Here is a 17,229-nt window from a genome sequence, read left to right as displayed (position 1 = left end):
GTCGCCCTCACGGTCGACCGGTGGCCCGCCCGGCCGTTCCACGGTGTTTCACGTGAAACGGCGCGGCCGGGAGCCCCGGAGGACCTAGAAGGGCGGCTCGTCCGAGTAGCCGCCGCCGGAGTTGCCGGAGCCGCCGCCCCAGCCACCACCGCCGCCGCCCTGCTGGCCGCCGGACGGTCCGCCGGTGGCCCACGGGTCGTCGGCGGGCGCGCCGCCGCCCTGCTGGCCGCCGCCGGAGCCACCGCCCCAGCCGCCGCCACCCTGGCCGCCGCCGCCACCGCCGCCGTAACCGCCCTGGCCGCCGCGACCACTGGTCTTGGTGACCTTGGCCGTGGCGTTCCGCAGGCTGGCGCCGACCTCTTCGACGTCGAGCTCGTAGACCGTGCGCTTGACGCCCTCGCGGTCCTCGTAGGACCGCTGCTTCAGCCGGCCCTGAACGATGACGCGCATGCCGCGCTGGAGCGACTCCGCGACGTTCTCAGCCGCCTGCCGCCACACCGAGCAGGTCAGGAACAGGCTCTCGCCGTCCTTCCACTCGTTGGTCTGACGGTCGAAGGTGCGGGGGGTGGACGCGACACGGAACTTCGCGACCGCCGCACCCGAGGGGGTGAAGCGCAGCTCGGGGTCGTCGACGAGATTGCCGACGACCGTGATGACGGTCTCGCCTGCCATTGGGGGAACCTCTCGGCGGGATTGCTGCTTGCTACTCGTTGCGATGCAGCCCGGTTACCGCTGAACGCGCAGGCGCTCAGTGGGTCTCGGGACGAAGGACCTTGGTCCGGAGGACCGACTCGTTCAGGTTCATCTGGCGGTCGAGCTCCTTGACGACCGCAGGCTCGGCCTGCAGGTCGATGACCGAGTAGATGCCCTCAGGCTTCTTCTTGATCTCGTACGAGAGACGACGACGGCCCCAGGTGTCGACCTTCTCGACCTTGCCGTTGCCCTCGCGGACCACGGAAAGGAAGTTCTCGATCAGGGGGGAGACAGCGCGCTCCTCCAGATCGGGGTCGAGGATGACCATCACCTCGTAGTGACGCATGTAGAACCCACCTCCTTTGGACTCAAGCGGCCACGGTCGTTCCGTGGCAGGAGGGTCGTGATGCGTTCCGCACCGGTGGGTACCAGCCTTCCACGACGCATCGCCTCAGGCGGTGTGTCGCTTCCGGGCAGAGACCGGCGCAGACCGTACAGCCTACCCGTCCTCGTGCTTCCGGTTGAAATCCGGTCGCAGGTCCCCGCAATCTGTACACATCGGGTGTGAGCGGCGTTACAGTTCGCCGCCTTGGTCTTCGGAGGTGCCACATGGCACATGCAGCACGGACCCAGCACGGCCGCAGCCTTTTCGCCTTCCTCGACACCGACGGGAAGCCCCATCCCCTCGAGGACGGCCTGACCGCCGCGACGTTGGTACTCGGCGTGATCGCCTTCATCACCGCCCAGTTCCACGGCCTGCATCTGCTCAGCTCGTGGACGGGCCTGATCGGGATCATCACCGGCGCCTGGGGCCAGATGATCTCGGTGACCACCGCCGAACGGTTCCTGCTGATCATCGGCATGGGCGCCGCCGCCTTCGGTTTCTTCCTCGGCATGGCCCACGGCGGCCTGTTCGGCGGTGTGCTCGGATAGCCCGGACGACGGCCACCCGGGCGCACCGCACGTGCGCCCAGACGGGGCGCTCCCTTGTCGCAGTAGGCTTCGGCGCGAGAGCCGGAGCCCCGACCATGGGGACAAACCTGCCGAGGAGCGCCCCGCATGAGCCTGACCCTGAGGACGATCAGCCGAGAGCAGCATCTGGCGTACATCCAGACCCTGCCCGCGGCCAGCCACATGCAGGTACCGGCATGGGCTGACGTCAAGGCGGAGTGGCGCGCGGAGAACCTGGGCTGGTTCGACAAGTCCGGACAGCTTGTCGGCGTCGGTCTGGTCCTCTACCGGCAGCTCCCCAAGATCAAGCGGTATCTGGCGTACCTCCCCGAGGGGCCGGTGATCAACTGGTACGCGCCGAACCTCTCCGACTGGCTGCAGCCGATGCTCGCCCACCTCAAGCAGCAGGGCGCCTTCTCGGTGAAGATGGGCCCGCCGGTGGTCATCCGCCGCTGGGACGCCGCCGCCATCAAGTCGGGCATCCAGAGCCCCGATGTGAAGCGGCTGCGGGACGTCGAGGCCACCCACATCGAGCCGCGCGCCTTCGAGGTCGCCGACCAGCTGCGCCGGATGGGCTGGCAGCAGGGCGAGGACGGCGGCGCCGGGTTCGGCGACGTGCAGCCCCGCTACGTCTTCCAGGTCCCGCTCGCCAACCGCTCCCTGGAGGACGTCCACAAGGGCTTCAACCAGCTCTGGCGGCGCAACATCAAGAAGGCCGAGAAGGCCGGCGTCCAGGTCGTCCAGGGCGGCTACGAGCACCTCGCCGAGTGGCAGCGGCTGTACGAGATCACCGCCGAGCGCGACAAGTTCCGGCCGCGGCCGCTCAACTACTTCCAGCGCATGTGGAACGTCCTCAACTCCGAGGACCCCAACCGCATGCGGCTGTACTTCGCGCTCCACGAGGGCGAGGCGGTGGCCGCCGCCACCATGCTGATCGTCGGCGGGCACGTCTGGTACTCCTACGGCGCCTCCGCCAACCACAAGCGCGAGGTGCGCCCCTCCAACGCCATGCAGTGGCGGATGCTCCAGGACGCCTACGGCCTCGGCGCCACCGTCTACGACCTGCGGGGCATCAGTGACTCGCTGGACGAGTCGGACCACCTCTTCGGCCTGATCCAGTTCAAGGTGGGCACCGGCGGCCAGGCCGCGGAGTACCTCGGCGAGTGGGACTTCCCGCTCAACAAGCTGCTGCACAAGGCGCTCGACATCTACATGTCGCGGCGCTGACCTCCGGGCACCCCGCCCCTCCCGTCCCTTCGGCGACGGCGGTCGCACACCGCCGCGCCGCGGCCGCTCCTGGAGCGGCCGGCACCTTCGACACACCGCAGCCACGAGAAAGGTTCCGGGTCCGCCATGGCGCTCACCCTCTACGTCGACACCGCCCGCTGGCGGGCCCACCAGCAGTCCGTGATCCAGCAGTTCCCGGGCATAGTCCCGGTCTGCAAGGGCAACGGCTACGGTTTCGGCCACGAGCGGCTGGCCGAGGAGGCCGCCCGCATCGGCTCCGACATCCTCGCCGTCGGCACCACCTACGAAGCGGCCCGGATGAAGGACTACTTCAGCGGCGATCTGCTGGTGCTCACCCCGTTCCGGCGCGGCGAGGAGCCGGTGCCGCTGCCGGACCGGGTGATCCGCTCGGTCTCCTCGGTGGACGGCGCCTACGGCCTGGCCGGCGCCCGGGTGGTCATCGAGGTCATGAGCAGCATGAAGCGGCACGGCATCACCCCGGAGGAGCTTCCGCAGCTGCACACCGCCATCGAGAACGTCCGGCTGGAGGGCTTCGCCATCCACCTGCCGCTGGACCGCACCGACGGCATGGACGCGGTCGAGGAGGTCATCGCCTGGATGGACCGGCTGCGTGCCGCGCGGCTGCCGCTGCACACTATGTACGTCAGCCACCTCAAGGGCGAGGAACTCGCCCGGCTGCGCCAGCAGTTCCCGCAGACCCGTTTCCGGGCCCGTATCGGCACCCGGCTGTGGCTCGGCGACCACGACGCCACCGAGTACCGCGGAGCGGTCCTGGACGTCACCCCGGTCGCCAAGGGTGACCGCTTCGGCTACCGGCAGCAGAAGGTCGCCTCGGACGGCTGCCTGGTGGTCGTGGCGGGCGGCACCTCGCACGGCGTGGGGCTGGAGGCGCCGAAGGCCATGCACGGCGTCATGCCGCGGGCCAAGGGTGTGGCCCGGGCCGGTCTGGCGACCGTCAACCGCAACCTGTCGCCGTTCGTGTGGGCCGGCAAGCAGCGCTGGTTCGCCGAGCCCCCGCACATGCAGGTGTCGCTGCTCTTCGTGCCCGGCGACGTGGCTCCGCCGCAGGTGGGGGACGAGCTGGTCGCCTTCCTGCGGCACACCACCACCCAGTTCGACCGCATCCTCGACCGCTGAGGCCGACCGCACCCCCGGGGCCCGGCGCCGCGCTTCCACGAAGCCGGCCCGGGCCCTGCCCGTCCCGCCGTGGCGGGGCGTGACCGCGCTACCGCGCGCCCCCGTCGCGGCCTCCCGCCGGGCTGCCGGAGGCACCGCCGTCCGGGCCCCCGGCCGGAGCCACGGCCCCGCCCTGCGGACCGGTGCCGTACCGGCCGGGGAGCGGCCCGGCGGGCCGCGCGGGCGCGGCCACCTCCTGGTCCCGGCCGTCGAGCAGCCGATCGTGCGCCTCGCCGAGCACGAAGACGTCCGGCGCCCCGTCCAGCACCCCGCCCGAGGGGTCGTCGGCGCCGCCCCGGCGCACCACGTCCCGCTCCGGCACCAGCACGTCCCGCATCACCACCGCGCACAGGTACAGCGTGCCCAGCAGGTGGATGACGATGGCCAGCTGGTACCCCTCCGGGGGCAGCCCCCGGTGGGTGTCGCCGCTGCCGGTGTAGGCCAGGTACATCCAGACGCCGACGAAGTACATCACCTGGGTCGCCTGCCAGACGAGGAAGTCCCGCCACTTGGGCCGGGCCAGCGCGGCGAGCGGGATCAGCCACAGCACGTACTGCGGTGAGTAGACCTTGTTGGTGACGGCGAACGCGGCGACCACCAGGAAGGCCAGTTGCGCGAAGCGCGGGCGGCGCGGCGCGCACAGCGCGAGTGCCGCTATCCCGGTGCAGGCGAGCGCCATCAGCGCGATGGCGTAGGTGTTGGCGTCGGTGAGCGGGTCGTCGGTGCGCTGGGAGATGATCATCCAGAACGAGCCGAGGTCGACCGGCCGTTCCTCGCTGAAGGCGTAGAACTGCTTCCAGCCCTCGCGGATGTGCAGACCGCCCCGGGTGGAGAGCATCACCGGGACGTTCACCACCAGCCAGGCCCCCACCGCCCCGCACAGCGTCGTCAGCCAGGCCCGCAGCCGCCCGGCGCGCAGACACAGCAGCAGCAGCGGTCCGAGCAGCAGCAGCGGGTAGAGCTTGGCGGCGGTCGCCAGGCCGAGCAGCACGCCGGCGCCGAGCGTCCGCCCGCGCGACCACAGCAGTATCCCGCCGGCGGTGAGCGCGACCGCGAACAGGTCCCAGTTGATGGTCGCGGTGAGCGCGAACGCCGGGGCCAGGGCGACCAGCAGCGCGTCCCAGGGGCGGCGGCGGTGGGTGCGGGCCACGCAGACCGCGATCGCCGCCGCGCAGGCCATCAGCATGCCCGCGTTGACCAGCCAGTAGAGCTGCGCCTGGTCCTCCTCCGAGCCGCCGCCGGGGGTGATCCAGGCGGCGAGCTGCATGAAGAGCCCGGTGAGCACCGGGTACTCCAGGTACTCCATGCCGCCCGAGATGTCGTCCGGGATGCGGTCGAAGTACGGCACGACGTCGTCGGCGAAGCCCCTGCTGCCGTACAGGTGCGGGATGTCCGAGTAGCAGGCGCGGGTGTACTGGGTGGTCGCCCCGTGGAACCAGCCGCCGTCGTAGCAGGGCGCCTTCTGCACCATGCCGAGCGCGAACATCCCGATGGCGACGAGGGCGATCACCCGCACCGGCGTCCACCAGCTGACGCCGAGCAGCGCGTGGCGGCCGGCCGGCCCACCGAGCAGCTCACTGCCGGCCGCGGCGACCTCGTCCTCGGCGGTCGGCCGCACCGGCCGGGAATCGTCAGGCACGCTCGTCATGCGGGCCATCCTGCCGTACCCGCGGCGCCGGGGCGGCGAGGGCGGTCCGGCCCGGGCGGCGGTTCACGGCCGGGGAAAGGGCCTCCGGGCCCGCGGCAGGGCCGGGGGCCGTGGCCGGGGGGCCGGCCCGCCGCGTCCCCGGTCGCCGCCGGGCGGTCGTGGGGGGGGGGGGGCGGCCCCCCCCCCCCGCCCCCCGGGGCCGGGGGGCCGGCCCCCCCCCCCCCGGGGGGGGGGGGGGGGGCGGGGGGCCGCCCCGGGGGCGGGGGGGGGGGGGTGGCGCGGGGCGGGGGGCAACCCCGCCCGCGGCCGCGGGGAGCGAGATGCGCTCCACGCGGCCGCGGTCGGTTCCGGGTCCGCCCCGGCCCCGGAGGGCCGGTGTCCCGGAGGGTGGGTCACCGGCGTCCGGTGTCCCGGCGGGGTCGGCGGCCGGTCACTCCCGGCGGTAGCCGGCCGGTGCGCCGAACCAGCCGCCGCTGTCGTCGGTCGGCGGTTCGGTGGTCGGTTCTTCGGTCTCGTCACCGCCCGGGCCGCCGCCGGGCCCGCCGTTGTGGCCGCCGGGGTCGCCCCCGCCGGGCCCGCCGTTCTGTCCGCCGTCGGCGCCCTGGCACTCCAGGTCCAGCGGGTCGCAGCTGTCGGTCGGGGTCGGCTCGGTGGACGGCGTCTTGGTGGACGGCGTCGTGGACGGCGTCTTCGTGGACGGCGTCTCCGTCGGCTTCTGGGTCGGCGGGGCGGTGGTCGGGTCGGGGCTGGCCCCGTTGCCGTAGACGTCCTCACCGATCGGGTCGGGCTCCGGGAAGGACTTGGCTTCCTTGCCTTCCATCGCGGCCTTCATGTAGTCGGCCCAGATCTCGGAGGGGAACGAGGCGCCGTGGATCGTCGCCTCACCGCCCACGCCGTACATGGGGAGGAACTTCTTGTCCGCGCCCTTGGCCTGGTCGTCGATCCGCCACATGCCGATCGCGGTGGACAGCTGCGGGGTGTAGCCGGAGAACCAGGCCGACTTGTTGTCGTCGGTGGTGCCGGTCTTGCCCGCTGCCGGGCGGCCGATCCGGGCGTTCTTGCCGGTGCCCTCCTCGACCACGGTCTTCAGCACGTCGGTGACGTTGTCCGCGACCGCGGTGTCGAAGGCCCGCTCCGTGTTGTCCTTGTGCTTCCAGATCTGCACGCCGTTCCGCTCGATCGACTCGACCGAGTAGGGGTCGGCCTGCATGCCCCGGGCGGCGAAGGTGGCGTAGCCGCCGGCCAGGTTGATGGCGCTGGGGGCCGAGGTGCCCAGCGAGAAGGTCGGGGTGAGCGAGGTGAACTCGTCCTTGTCGAGGCCGGCGCGGACCGCCGCGTCGCGCACCTTCTCCACCCCGACGTCCATGCCGAGCTGGATGAACGGGGTGTTCGCCGACTCCTGCATGGCGGTGCGCAGGTCGATCGGCCCGTAGTCGGCGTTCCCGTCGTTCTTCTGGTGCCACTCCTTGCCGTTCTCGTCCGTCCAGACGGAGCCGTCGAACTCGCGCAGGGTGAGCTTGTTGTCGCCGTTGTAGATGCTGTCCGGGGAGACCTTGGTCCGGCTGGACGCGGGCTGCTCCGCGGGCTGCGCCGGGTCGCGCTTGCCGTCGGTCATCGCGGCGGCCAGCACGAACGGCTTGAACGTGGAGCCGACCTGCACACCGGTGTAGTCGGCGTTGTTGTTCCAGTGCTTCAGCGCGTCCTCACCGCCGTAGACGGCGACGATCTTCCCGGTGCCGGGTTCCACCGAGGCCCCGCCGAACTGCACGTACTTGTCGGTGTCCGGGCGCAGCTTCGGCTTGATGTTCTCCTTGGTCACCTTCTCGACCGCGGCCGACAGCTGCTGGACCTTCTTCTTGTCGAAGGTGGTGTGGATCTGGTAGCCGCCCTTGTGCAGCTCGCCGCGGCTGATGCCGGTCGTCTCGATGATGTACTCGTCGGCCAGGTTGGTCAGGTAGCCGATCTGGCCGGCCTTGTTGGTGGCCGGCTTCGGCCGCTGCGGGTCGGGGAAACCCTTGGCGACCCACTTGTCGCGCTCGGCGTCGGTCATCCGGTCCGTCTCGACCTCCCGCTTGAGGATCCACTCCCAGCGGTTCTTGGCCCGTTCCAGGTTCTTCTCCGCGGTGGCCGCGGAGCCGATGCCGCCGGCCGGGTCGTAGAGGTTCGGGCCGTTCAGCGTGGCGGCGAGGAAGGCGCTCTGGCTCGGGGTGAGCTTGTCGGAGTCGGTGCCGTAGTAGGCGCGGGCCGCTGCCTGGATGCCGTAGGCGCCCCGCCCGTAGTACGCGGTGTTGAGGTACCCGGCGAGGATGTCGTCCTTGTCCTGGGTGGCGCCGACCTTGATCGAGATGAACAGCTCGGTGACCTTGCGCTTGAGCGTCTGCTCCTGGCCCAGGTAGGTGTTCTTCACGTACTGCTGGGTGATGGTCGAGCCACTCTGGGTGGCGCCGCCCTTGGCCATGTTGACGACCGCGCGGGCGATGCCCATCGGGTCGACGCCGGCGTCGTCGTAGAAGCTGGCGTTCTCCGCGGCGATCACCGCGTTCTGCATGGACTTGTGGATCTTGCTCAGCGGGACGATCTGACGGTTGTAGTCACCACCGCCGGCGACGACCATCTGCTCGCCGTTGGACCAGTAGTAGACGTTCTTCTGGACCTTCGCGGCCTCCGCCGGAATGGGCACCTTCACGATCATCAGACCGATGGCCACCGCGCCGACCAGCAGGGCGATGAAGAACAGGAACGTTCCCGAGACCAGCTTCCAGGACGGCACCCAGCGGCGGAACCCGCGCTTGCCCGCGCGCGGGTAGTCGATGAAGCGCTTCTTCTTCGGCGGGCGGCCGTCATCGGCTCCCTTGCCGCGGCCGCCGCCCCCGCCGCGGCGGCCACCGCCGTGACCCGCCGAGCCGTGGCCCGCACCCCCCGCGGCCCCCGGCTCGGCGGCCCGACGGCGGCCGCCACGCTGCGCGGCACGGCGAGCCTCGGCCCGGCCGCCGTACGGGCGCTCCTCACTGTGCGGCGCGTCCTCCGACCCGGTGCTGCTGTGCGGCGGCGCTGCACGACGGCCGGACGGCTGCTGCGCAGCGCGCCGGGCCGCGGCTCGTCCACCGCCTTGAGGCTGCGGTGGCTTGCGACGGTGCTCGCTCATTGGAACGACTACTCCTCGGGCAGGCGCTATCGCCTGAAAGCGGCAGGTGACTTCCGGTCCCCCCGAAGTGCGCGCCGCCGCTGGCCGCGTCCGGGCGCACTGCATCCAGGACGAGGACGCTCGGCGGCGTCACACGGTTCCCGGTGGTCTGCATGGCGAACAGACTACGCACGGTCAAAACTCGCCGACCCGCCATCTTCACTCCAAATCAGGCAGGTTGACTTCAACGAATCCTGGATGTGACGCCGTTCACCGTGCCCCCTCTTGTCCCCGGGGGGTGCTCGTTCTATCGTCTGGATGTATCGACTCGATACATCAGCTCGGCATAGGCGACGAAGGCGACAAGGAGGCGGGGCATGAGCAGACGCTCCGGCATCCTGGAGTTCGCTGTCCTCGGCCTGCTGCGCGAGTCCCCGATGCACGGCTATGAGCTGCGGAAACGCCTCAACACCTCGCTCGGGGTGTTCCGCGCGTTCAGCTACGGCAGCCTGTATCCGTGCCTGAAGACGCTGGTCGCCAACGGCTGGTTGATCGAAGAACCGGGCACCGCGGGGGAGGACGCCCTCGCGACATCACTCTCCGGACGCCGGGCGAAAATCGTCTACCGGCTGACGGCCGAGGGGAAAGAGCGCTTCGAGGAGCTGCTCGACCACACCGGCCCGGACGCCTGGGAGGACGAGCACTTCGGTGTCCGCTTCGCGTTCTTCGGTCAGACCTCGCGTGATGTGCGGATGCGGGTACTGGAAGGGCGGCGCAGCCGCCTGGAGGAGCGTCTGGAGAAGATGCGTGCCTCACTGGCCCGTACCCGCGAGCGGCTCGACGACTACACCCTGGAGCTTCAGCGCCACGGTATGGAGTCCGTGGAGCGCGAGGTCCGCTGGCTGAACGAGCTGATCGAGAGCGAGCGGGCCGGGCGCGACCAGCGCAACGACCCCGCCGCGCCGGAGTCCCCCGGGCAAAGCGCCGGGGGACAGCACCGGTCAGAAGACACGGGCGGCCTGCCCCGGCATCGGGGTGGTACCCGGCCGGATCCGTCCGATGACACCACCAAGTGAGTCCCTGCACCCCCGCAGGACTCTGTCTAGTACGAACAGGGAGCAACCGGAATGGGTTCGGTTCGCGTAGCCATCGTCGGCGTGGGCAACTGCGCCGCGTCGCTGGTGCAGGGCGTCGAGTACTACAAGGACGCCGACCCGAACAGCCGCGTGCCGGGTCTGATGCACGTGCAGTTCGGCGACTACCACGTCCGTGACGTGGAGTTCGTGGCCGCCTTCGATGTCGACGCGAAGAAGGTCGGCCTCGACCTCGCGGACGCCATCGGCGCCAGCGAGAACAACACCATCAAGATCTGCGACGTCCCCAACACCGGCGTCACGGTGCAGCGTGGCCACACCCTGGACGGTCTGGGCAAGTACTACCTCCAGACCATCGACGAGTCCTCCGAGGCGCCGGTCGACGTCGTCCAGGTCCTCAAGGACAAGCAGGTCGACGTCCTGGTCTGCTACCTGCCGGTCGGCTCCGAAGAGGCCGCGAAGTTCTACGCCCAGTGCGCCATCGACGCCAAGGTCGGCTTCGTCAACGCGCTGCCGGTCTTCATCGCCGGCACCAAGGAGTGGGCGGACAAGTTCACCGAGGCCGGTGTGCCGATCGTCGGTGACGACATCAAGTCGCAGGTCGGTGCCACCATCACGCACCGCGTGATGGCGAAGCTGTTCGAGGACCGGGGTGTCATCCTGGACCGCACCATGCAGCTGAACGTCGGCGGCAACATGGACTTCAAGAACATGCTCGAGCGCGAGCGCCTGGAGTCCAAGAAGATCTCCAAGACGCAGGCCGTCACCTCCCAGATCCCGGACCGCGACCTGGGCGAGAAGAACGTCCACATCGGCCCGTCGGACTACGTGGCCTGGCTGGACGACCGCAAGTGGGCCTACGTCCGCCTGGAGGGCCGCGCGTTCGGCGACGTCCCGCTGAACCTGGAGTACAAGCTCGAGGTCTGGGACTCCCCGAACTCCGCGGGTGTCATCATCGACGCGCTCCGCGCCGCGAAGATCGCCAAGGACCGCGGTATCGGCGGCCCGATCCTCTCCGCCTCCTCCTACTTCATGAAGTCGCCGCCGGTGCAGTACTTCGACGACGTCGCCCGTGAGAACGTCGAGAAGTTCATCAAGGGCGAGGTCGAGCGCTAAACACGCCGTCAGCGTTCGACCACCCCGTCTGATCGGCACCCCCGATCGGCACTTCCTGATCGCAGGCCCCCGGGTCATACCCCCGGGGGCCTGTGTGGTGTGTGAGGCTGAGCGCCATGCCCGTCGTACGTGATCTGCGCGTGCTGCTCCGGCTGCGCGACTTCCGGCGTCTGCTCGCCGTCCGGCTGCTCTCGCAGATGGCCGACGGCATCTACCAGGTAGCGCTCGCCGCGTACGTGGTCTTCTCCCCGGAGAAGGAGACATCCGCGGCGGCCATCGCCTCCGCGATGGCCGTCCTGCTGCTCCCCTACTCGCTCCTCGGCCCGTTCGCCGGAGTGCTGCTGGACCACTGGCGCCGCCGCCAGGTGCTGCTCTACGGCAACCTGCTGCGCGGCGGACTCGCCGCCGGCACCGCGGTGCTGATCCTCGCCCAGGTGCCGGACTGGATCTTCTACGCCTCCGCGCTGTCGGTGACCGCGGTCAACCGGTTCGTACTCGCCGGACTCTCCGCGGCCCTGCCCCGGGTGGTGCGCGGGGACGAGCAACTGGTCATGGCCAACTCGCTCTCGCCGACCGCGGGCACCCTGGCGGCCACCGCGGGTGGCGGTCTGGCCTTCCTGCTGCGCCTGGCCGCGCCCTCCCAGGAGAGCACCGCGGACGCCCTGACGGTGCTGCTCGGCGCCACCGTCTACCTCGTCGCCGCGCTCGCCGCGCTGCGGATGCCGGCCGGCCTGCTGGGCCCCGACCCGGGCCAACTCCACCCGGGGCTGCGGAAGGTCCTGCTGAGCACCGCCCACGGGCTCGCCGAAGGTCTCCGGCATCTGCGCCGCCGCCGGCCGGCCGCCCGCGCCCTGACGGCCATGACGATGATGCGGTTCTGCTACGGCGCGCTCACCGTGATGGTGCTCATGCTCTGCCGCTACGCCTGGGCCGACGCCGGCTCGGACGGGCTCGCGCTGCTCGGCCTCGCGGTGGCCGTGTCGGGGGCCGGGTTCTTCGTGGCCGCCGTCATCACCCCATGGGGAGTGGGGCGGTTCGGCACCTCCGGCTGGATCGGGCTGTGCGCCGCGTCAGCGGCGGTACTGGTGCCGGGGCTCGGGCTGCCCTTCGAGCCGCCGCCGATGCTGGTGGCGGCCTTCGTCCTCGGGCTCGCCACCCAGGGCGGGAAGATCGCCACCGACACCGTGGTGCAGGCCACGGTGGACGACGGCTACCGGGGGCGCATCTTCTCGCTGTACGACGTGCTGTTCAACGTGGGGTTCGTCGGGGCCGCGGGGGTGGCCGCACTGATACTGCCCCCGGACGGGCGGTCCGTGGCACTGATCCTGACGGTCACCGCGGTCTACGCCGCCGTCCCGCTGGTCACCGGCTTCCGCCGACGGTAAGGGCGGTGGGCCGCCGCCGTGCCCGGTCCACCGGTACGTCACGCGGGCCCGCCGATGGGGCGCCTGATGATCGCTGTACCTTACGCACGCAACCCACTCGTTCGTCAGCTCAAGGAAATCAGTGACCACTCCGCCACCTCAGGGGCAGAACCCGTTCGCTCAGCAGCCCGCCGCTCCCCAGGGCCAGCTGGGCGCCTACCCCGCCCCGCCGGCCCCGGAGCCGCCCCGCCGCTCGAAGAAGAAGATCTTCAGGAACGTCATCCTGCCGATCGCGGGCGTCTCCATAGCCATCGGCGCCTACTTCGCCGGCGGCAGCGAGGACGACACCAAGAAGCTGGCCGTCGGCGACTGCCTGCAGAACAAGGGCACCACCACCAAGCCGGAGATCGAGCAGCTCGACTGCACCGACACCAAGGCCGCGTACAAGGTCCTCAAGAAGGCCGATGGCGCCGGCATCGCGTCACTGACCTGTGACCCGCGGAGCATCGAGGGCGCGGTCGCCTCGATCACCTGGGAAGAAGGCAGTGACTCGTTCACGCTCTGCCTGGGTGACAACAAGAAGAAGTAGTCGTCCGTCGGGGACCCTCGACCGGAACGACCGAGGGCGGCGTCCACGTGGTTTCACGTGAAACACCGCCCTCGGTCGTCCGCCGGGCACTCCCGGGGCCGTGTTTCACGTGAAACACGGCCCCGGGGGGCTGACGGGTCCCGTCAGCCCGCGGACTGTTCCGCCCACCACTCCTTGAGTGCCGCGACCGCCGCGTCACGCTCCATCGGACCGTGCTCCAGGCGCAGCTCCAGCAGATGCTTGTACGCCTTGCCCACCTCCGGACCGGGGCCGAGGCCGAGGATCTCCATGATCTCGTTGCCGTCCAGATCCGGGCGGATCGCGTCCAGCTCCTCCTGCTCCTGGAGCCGCGCGATGCGCTCCTCCAGCCCGTCATAGGCCCGGGCCAGCGCGTTCGCCTTGCGCTTGTTCCGGGTGGTGCAGTCCGAACGGGTCAGCTTGTGCAGTCGCTCCAGCAGCGGACCGGCGTCCCGCACATACCGCCGCACGGCCGAATCGGTCCACTCTCCGGTGCCATAGCCATGGAACCGCAGGTGCAGTTCGACCAGCCGCGAGACGTCCTTCACCAGCTCGTTGGAGTACTTCAGCTTGGTCATGCGGAACTTGGTCATCTTGGCGCCCACCACCTCGTGGTGGTGGAAGGAGACCCGGCCGTCCTTCTCGAACCTGCGGGTCTTCGGCTTCCCGATGTCATGGAGGAGCGCGGCGAGCCGCAGCACCAAGTCCGGGCCCTCGTCCTCCAGGCCGATCGCCTGCTCCAGCACGATCAGCGTGTGCTCGTAGACGTCCTTGTGCCGGTGGTGCTCGTCACGCTCCAGCCGGAGCGCCGGGAGCTCGGGGAGCACCCGGTCCGCCAGCCTGGTGTCGACCAGGAGCCTCAGCCCCTTCCGCGGCATCGCGGCGAGCACCAGCTTGTTGAACTCGTCCCGCACCCGCTCCGCCGACACGATGTCGATCCGGTCGGCCATCGCGGTCATCGCCTCGACCACCTCGGGCGCCACCTCGAAGTCCAGCTGCGCGGCGAACCGCGCCGCCCGCATCATCCGCAGCGGATCGTCGGAGAAGGACTCCTCGGGGGTGCCGGGCGTCCGCAGCACCCGTGCGGCGAGGTCCTCCAGCCCGTTGTGCGGATCGATGAACTCCTTCTGCGGGAGCGCCACCGCCATGGCGTTGACGGTGAAGTCCCGGCGGGCCAGGTCCTGCTCGATCGAGTCCCCGTAGGAGACCTCCGGCTTGCGGGAGGTCCGATCGTACGCTTCCGACCGATATGTCGTGATCTCGATCTGATAGTCCTGAACCGCGGCATCCCCGCCCGGGGCCTTCTTCCGGCAGCCGACCGTGCCGAAGGCGATGCCGACCTCCCACAGGGCGTCGGCCCACGGACGCACGATCCGCAGCACGTCCTCCGGACGGGCGTCCGTGGTGAAGTCCAGATCGTTGCCGAGCCTGCCGAGCAGCGCGTCGCGCACGGATCCGCCGACCAGGGCAAGCGTGAACCCGGCCTCCTGAAAACGACGGGCGAGGTCGTCGGCGACGGGGGACACCCGCAGGAGTTCGCTCACCGCACGGCGCTGCGCCTGGCTGAGCTCCGTGGTCGGCTGCGGGGCAAGGCTGTCATTGTTGGCATTCGGCACAACAGAACAGGGTACGTGGAGCTGCGGCGGACGGCCTCCGCGTTCTTCTCCCGGGGGTCATCCACGGATCACCCAATGATCATCAGGTGGGTCGCAACCGGGTAGTGACGATCTTGTGTAACCCTCCGCAGCACTCCGCTCCGCCCGGGATCGTTACGATGCGAGGACGCACATCACGACGACCACAGACGACGAGGGACGGGCGAGCGCGTGGCCGAGGCGGCAGAGATCCCGGGGACCCCTTCTGCTCCTGCCCGCCGGTGGTTCAGACGGACCGCGGCGCTACTCGCCGGGGTGCCCCTGCTCGCCGGTCTGGCGCAGCTCCCGGCGGCCCCTGGCGCCCGGGCGGATAGCGCGCCCACCGGTTCGCGCACGGTGGACGTCGCGATCAAGACGGTGACCCCCACCGTCCCGACCGCCGACGGCACCGTCACGGTCAGCGGCACCGTCACCAATGACGGCGACTCCACGGTGCAGGACGCCTATGTGGCGCTGCGGGTCGGCCCCCGGATGAACAGCAGGACCGCGATAGCGGACGCCGCCCGGCGCAAAGGCTACGACCCGGCGCAGGACGGCACCGAGATACGTGGCGAGTACAGCAAGGAGATCGGGGCCCTCCGGTCCGGTGCCAGCCGCGACTTCCGGCTCTCCGTCCCGGTGGAGCAGCTGAACCTGACGAACGCCGGCGCCTACCAGATGGGTGTCTCCCTCACCGGGCAGACGACCGAGCGGCGCTGGGACCAGGTGCTCGGCATAGAGCGGACCTTCCTGCCCTGGCAGCCGTCCGCCGCGACGAAGAAGACCAAGCTCACCTTCCTGTGGCCGCTGGTCTCCTCCACCCACCTCACGGCACGCACGGGCACCGACGAGCAGCAGAGCCCGGTCTTCCGCAACGACACCCTCAAGGACGAGCTGGCCCCCGGCGGGCGGCTCCAGCGGATGGTGGCCCTCGGCAAGGACCTCCCCGTCACCTGGGTGATCGATCCCGACCTGCTCGCCACCGCGGACGCGATGACCAAGCCCTACGAGGTCCGGGGGGAGGGCGACGACACCGTCGCCGGCAAGGGCCAGCAGGCCGCCGAGCAGTGGCTGGGCGACCTGCAGCGGGCCATCGAGGGCAAGGAAGTGGTGGCGCTGCCCTTCGCCGACCCCGACCTGGCCTCCCTCGCCCACCGCGGCAAGAACCACGGGGCGCTCAGCCACCTCCAGACGGCCACCGAGCTCGCCTCGACGACCGTGGAGTCGGTACTGGGCATCACGCCGCGCACCGACTTCGCCTGGCCGGTGGACGGCGCGGTCGACCCGTCCATCATCGACGTCGCCACCTCGGCCGGCGCACGCAACGTGATCGCCCGCAGCGACAGCCTCCAGGAGACCGGGGGCCTGCTCTACACGCCCAGCGCCGCCCGGCAGATCGGCGGCGGCAACACCGCGGTGGTGGCGGACGCCCGGCTCTCCACGGCCTTCTCCCGGGGCATGCCGACCGCCGAGAGCCGCACCCTGGCCGTCCAGTGGTTCCTCGCCCAGTCGCAAATGCTCACCCTGCAGGCGCCGGAGAACCAGCGCAGCATCCTCGTCGCGCCCCAGCGCATGCCCACCGCGCGGCAGGTCGAAGCGATGGCGACCGCGCTGCGGAGCCTGTCGGGCAACCGCTGGTCCCAGCCGCAGCAGCTGCGGGCCACCGCCACCGCCGAGCCCGACCCGGCGGCGACCCAGCGGGTACCGGGCCGGGGGGCGTACAGCGACGCGCTGCGCGGCAGGGAACTGCCCGCCTCGGCCTTCAAGACCGTCCAGGAGACCCACACCGCGCTCGACCAGTTCCAGCAGATCCTCTCGGTACGGGACCGGGTGGTCACCCCGTACGGCACCTCGATCCTGCGGGGCATGTCCACCTCATGGCGTGGTGAGGGCAGGCAGGCGGAGAACTTCCGGAACGCGGTGCAGCGCGACCTCAAGTCGCTGACCGGACTGGTCAGGCTGATCCCCAAGTCGACGATCACCCTGTCCGGGCGCAGCGCCACCATCCCGGTCACCGTGCAGAACGGCCTGCGGCAGGACATCAAGGGCCTCGAGCTGAGACTGGTCTCCTCGCAGCGCAACCGGCTGGCCGTGGGGGAGGGGCAGCCGATCCGGGTGGAGGGCGGCCACAGCCAGTCGGTGAAGTTCGGCACCACGGCCTACGCCAACGGCCGGGTCCGGGTCACCGCCCAGCTGTACACCGCCGACGGCCAGGCCTACGGCGGGGAGATGCACTTCGAGGTGAACGTCACCGAGTCCACCTCGACGGTCCTGCTCGTCATCGCCGGCGGCGTGCTGCTGCTGGTCCTGGCGGGCATCCGGATCTACCTCCAGCGCAAGCGCGCCGCACACAGTGACGAGAGCAACAAAGACGGCGGCGAGCACGGCGACGGAGTGCGGGCGGAGAGTGAGGACCCGGCCGGGGACATGGGCGAACAGGCGGACGAGAACGCCGCCCCGGACGCCGTCGTCCCCGGGCAGCCGAGTGACCCGACACCGGACACCGGTTCGCAAAGCGCTGAGCCATCCGGCTCAGGTGAGAAAGTGGACCATTGAGCACTGGTGGGGCCGAAC

13 protein-coding genes are annotated in these 17,229 nt (G+C 70.6%); 8 read left to right on the top strand and 5 right to left on the bottom strand.

The features are described from left to right. Nucleotides 1-84 precede the first annotated feature (84 nt). Both ACH4B3_RS14050 and rpsF read right to left on the bottom strand, forming a co-directional pair. Entirely contained in the window at nucleotides 85-672 is a 588-nt protein-coding gene (locus ACH4B3_RS14050) for a single-stranded DNA-binding protein (RefSeq protein WP_398463065.1), read from the bottom strand. A 76-nt stretch (nucleotides 673-748) separates the two neighbouring features. Beyond that, nucleotides 749-1,039, bottom strand: a complete 291-nt coding sequence (gene rpsF / locus ACH4B3_RS14045) for a 30S ribosomal protein S6 (RefSeq protein WP_006604399.1) — start codon at nucleotides 1,037-1,039, stop codon at nucleotides 749-751. 263 nt (nucleotides 1,040-1,302) lie between these two features. On the opposite strand from rpsF, the gene ACH4B3_RS14040 reads away from it, so the two are divergent. From ACH4B3_RS14040 to ACH4B3_RS14030, 3 genes are all read left to right on the top strand, one after another. Further along, entirely contained in the window at nucleotides 1,303-1,626 is a 324-nt protein-coding gene (locus ACH4B3_RS14040; protein ID WP_398463064.1) for a hypothetical protein, read from the top strand. 126 nt (nucleotides 1,627-1,752) lie between these two features. Continuing rightward, nucleotides 1,753-2,871, top strand: coding sequence for a lipid II:glycine glycyltransferase FemX (locus ACH4B3_RS14035; protein WP_398463063.1), 1,119 nt, complete (start codon nucleotides 1,753-1,755; stop codon nucleotides 2,869-2,871). 126 nt (nucleotides 2,872-2,997) lie between these two features. Beyond that, complete coding sequence (locus ACH4B3_RS14030) at nucleotides 2,998-4,029, top strand: alanine racemase (protein WP_398463062.1); 1,032 nt, start codon at nucleotides 2,998-3,000, stop codon at nucleotides 4,027-4,029. 88 nt (nucleotides 4,030-4,117) lie between these two features. Here ACH4B3_RS14030 and ACH4B3_RS14025 read toward each other — a convergent pair whose 3' ends face one another. Together ACH4B3_RS14025 and ACH4B3_RS14020 are read right to left on the bottom strand one after the other, a co-directional pair. Next, nucleotides 4,118-5,716, bottom strand: coding sequence for a glycosyltransferase family 87 protein (locus tag ACH4B3_RS14025; protein WP_398463061.1), 1,599 nt, complete (start codon nucleotides 5,714-5,716; stop codon nucleotides 4,118-4,120). A 430-nt stretch (nucleotides 5,717-6,146) separates the two neighbouring features. Further along, nucleotides 6,147-8,861: a transglycosylase domain-containing protein gene (locus ACH4B3_RS14020; protein WP_398463060.1), complete on the bottom strand. Its 2,715-nt coding sequence runs from the start codon at nucleotides 8,859-8,861 to the stop codon at nucleotides 6,147-6,149. Nucleotides 8,862-9,217: 356 nt separating this feature from the next. Between ACH4B3_RS14020 and ACH4B3_RS14015 the strand changes: the two genes are divergently transcribed. The 4 genes from ACH4B3_RS14015 to ACH4B3_RS14000 all read left to right on the top strand — a co-directional run bounded on the left by ACH4B3_RS14015 (nucleotide 9,218) and on the right by ACH4B3_RS14000 (nucleotide 13,003). Then, nucleotides 9,218-9,916 (top strand): PadR family transcriptional regulator, encoded by a 699-nt coding sequence (locus ACH4B3_RS14015; protein ID WP_398463059.1) that lies wholly within the window; start codon nucleotides 9,218-9,220, stop codon nucleotides 9,914-9,916. 51 nt (nucleotides 9,917-9,967) lie between these two features. Further along, the gene (locus ACH4B3_RS14010) at nucleotides 9,968-11,050 is read left to right on the top strand and encodes an inositol-3-phosphate synthase (protein ID WP_398463058.1); all 1,083 of its coding nucleotides are present in this window, start codon (nucleotides 9,968-9,970) and stop codon (nucleotides 11,048-11,050) included. A 116-nt stretch (nucleotides 11,051-11,166) separates the two neighbouring features. Beyond that, nucleotides 11,167-12,435: an MFS transporter gene (locus tag ACH4B3_RS14005; RefSeq protein ID WP_398463057.1), complete on the top strand. Its 1,269-nt coding sequence runs from the start codon at nucleotides 11,167-11,169 to the stop codon at nucleotides 12,433-12,435. Nucleotides 12,436-12,556: 121 nt separating this feature from the next. Further along, complete coding sequence (locus tag ACH4B3_RS14000) at nucleotides 12,557-13,003, top strand: hypothetical protein (RefSeq protein WP_398463056.1); 447 nt, start codon at nucleotides 12,557-12,559, stop codon at nucleotides 13,001-13,003. A 143-nt stretch (nucleotides 13,004-13,146) separates the two neighbouring features. Here the strand turns inward: ACH4B3_RS14000 and ACH4B3_RS13995 are convergent, their stop codons facing one another. Further along, complete coding sequence (locus tag ACH4B3_RS13995) at nucleotides 13,147-14,637, bottom strand: CCA tRNA nucleotidyltransferase (protein WP_398463055.1); 1,491 nt, start codon at nucleotides 14,635-14,637, stop codon at nucleotides 13,147-13,149. Between the two features lie 210 nt (nucleotides 14,638-14,847). Here ACH4B3_RS13995 and ACH4B3_RS13990 point away from each other — a divergent pair, with 210 nt between their 5' ends. Next, a complete protein-coding gene (locus ACH4B3_RS13990; protein WP_398463054.1) occupies nucleotides 14,848-17,211 on the top strand; it encodes a DUF6049 family protein in 2,364 nt (787 codons plus the stop codon). Nucleotides 17,212-17,229: the final 18 nt, after the last annotated feature.

It is taken from the genome of Streptomyces sp. NPDC018031 (assembly GCF_044327625.1).
Lineage (GTDB): Bacteria > Actinomycetota > Actinomycetes > Streptomycetales > Streptomycetaceae > Streptomyces.
The sequence above is the reverse complement of the archived record's forward strand: the minus strand, read 5'-3'. Positions and strand labels throughout refer to the sequence as shown.

Coding starts and splice junctions, on each gene's coding strand:
- ACH4B3_RS14050 (WP_398463065.1), bottom strand. CDS start 672: ATGGCAGGCGAGACCGTCATCACGGTCGTCGGCAATCTCGTCGACGAC.
- rpsF (WP_006604399.1), bottom strand. CDS start 1,039: ATGCGTCACTACGAGGTGATGGTCATCCTCGACCCCGATCTGGAGGAG.
- ACH4B3_RS14040 (WP_398463064.1), top strand. CDS start 1,303: ATGGCACATGCAGCACGGACCCAGCACGGCCGCAGCCTTTTCGCCTTC.
- ACH4B3_RS14035 (WP_398463063.1), top strand. CDS start 1,753: ATGAGCCTGACCCTGAGGACGATCAGCCGAGAGCAGCATCTGGCGTAC.
- ACH4B3_RS14030 (WP_398463062.1), top strand. CDS start 2,998: ATGGCGCTCACCCTCTACGTCGACACCGCCCGCTGGCGGGCCCACCAG.
- ACH4B3_RS14025 (WP_398463061.1), bottom strand. CDS start 5,716: ATGACGAGCGTGCCTGACGATTCCCGGCCGGTGCGGCCGACCGCCGAG.
- ACH4B3_RS14020 (WP_398463060.1), bottom strand. CDS start 8,861: ATGAGCGAGCACCGTCGCAAGCCACCGCAGCCTCAAGGCGGTGGACGA.
- ACH4B3_RS14015 (WP_398463059.1), top strand. CDS start 9,218: ATGAGCAGACGCTCCGGCATCCTGGAGTTCGCTGTCCTCGGCCTGCTG.
- ACH4B3_RS14010 (WP_398463058.1), top strand. CDS start 9,968: ATGGGTTCGGTTCGCGTAGCCATCGTCGGCGTGGGCAACTGCGCCGCG.
- ACH4B3_RS14005 (WP_398463057.1), top strand. CDS start 11,167: ATGCCCGTCGTACGTGATCTGCGCGTGCTGCTCCGGCTGCGCGACTTC.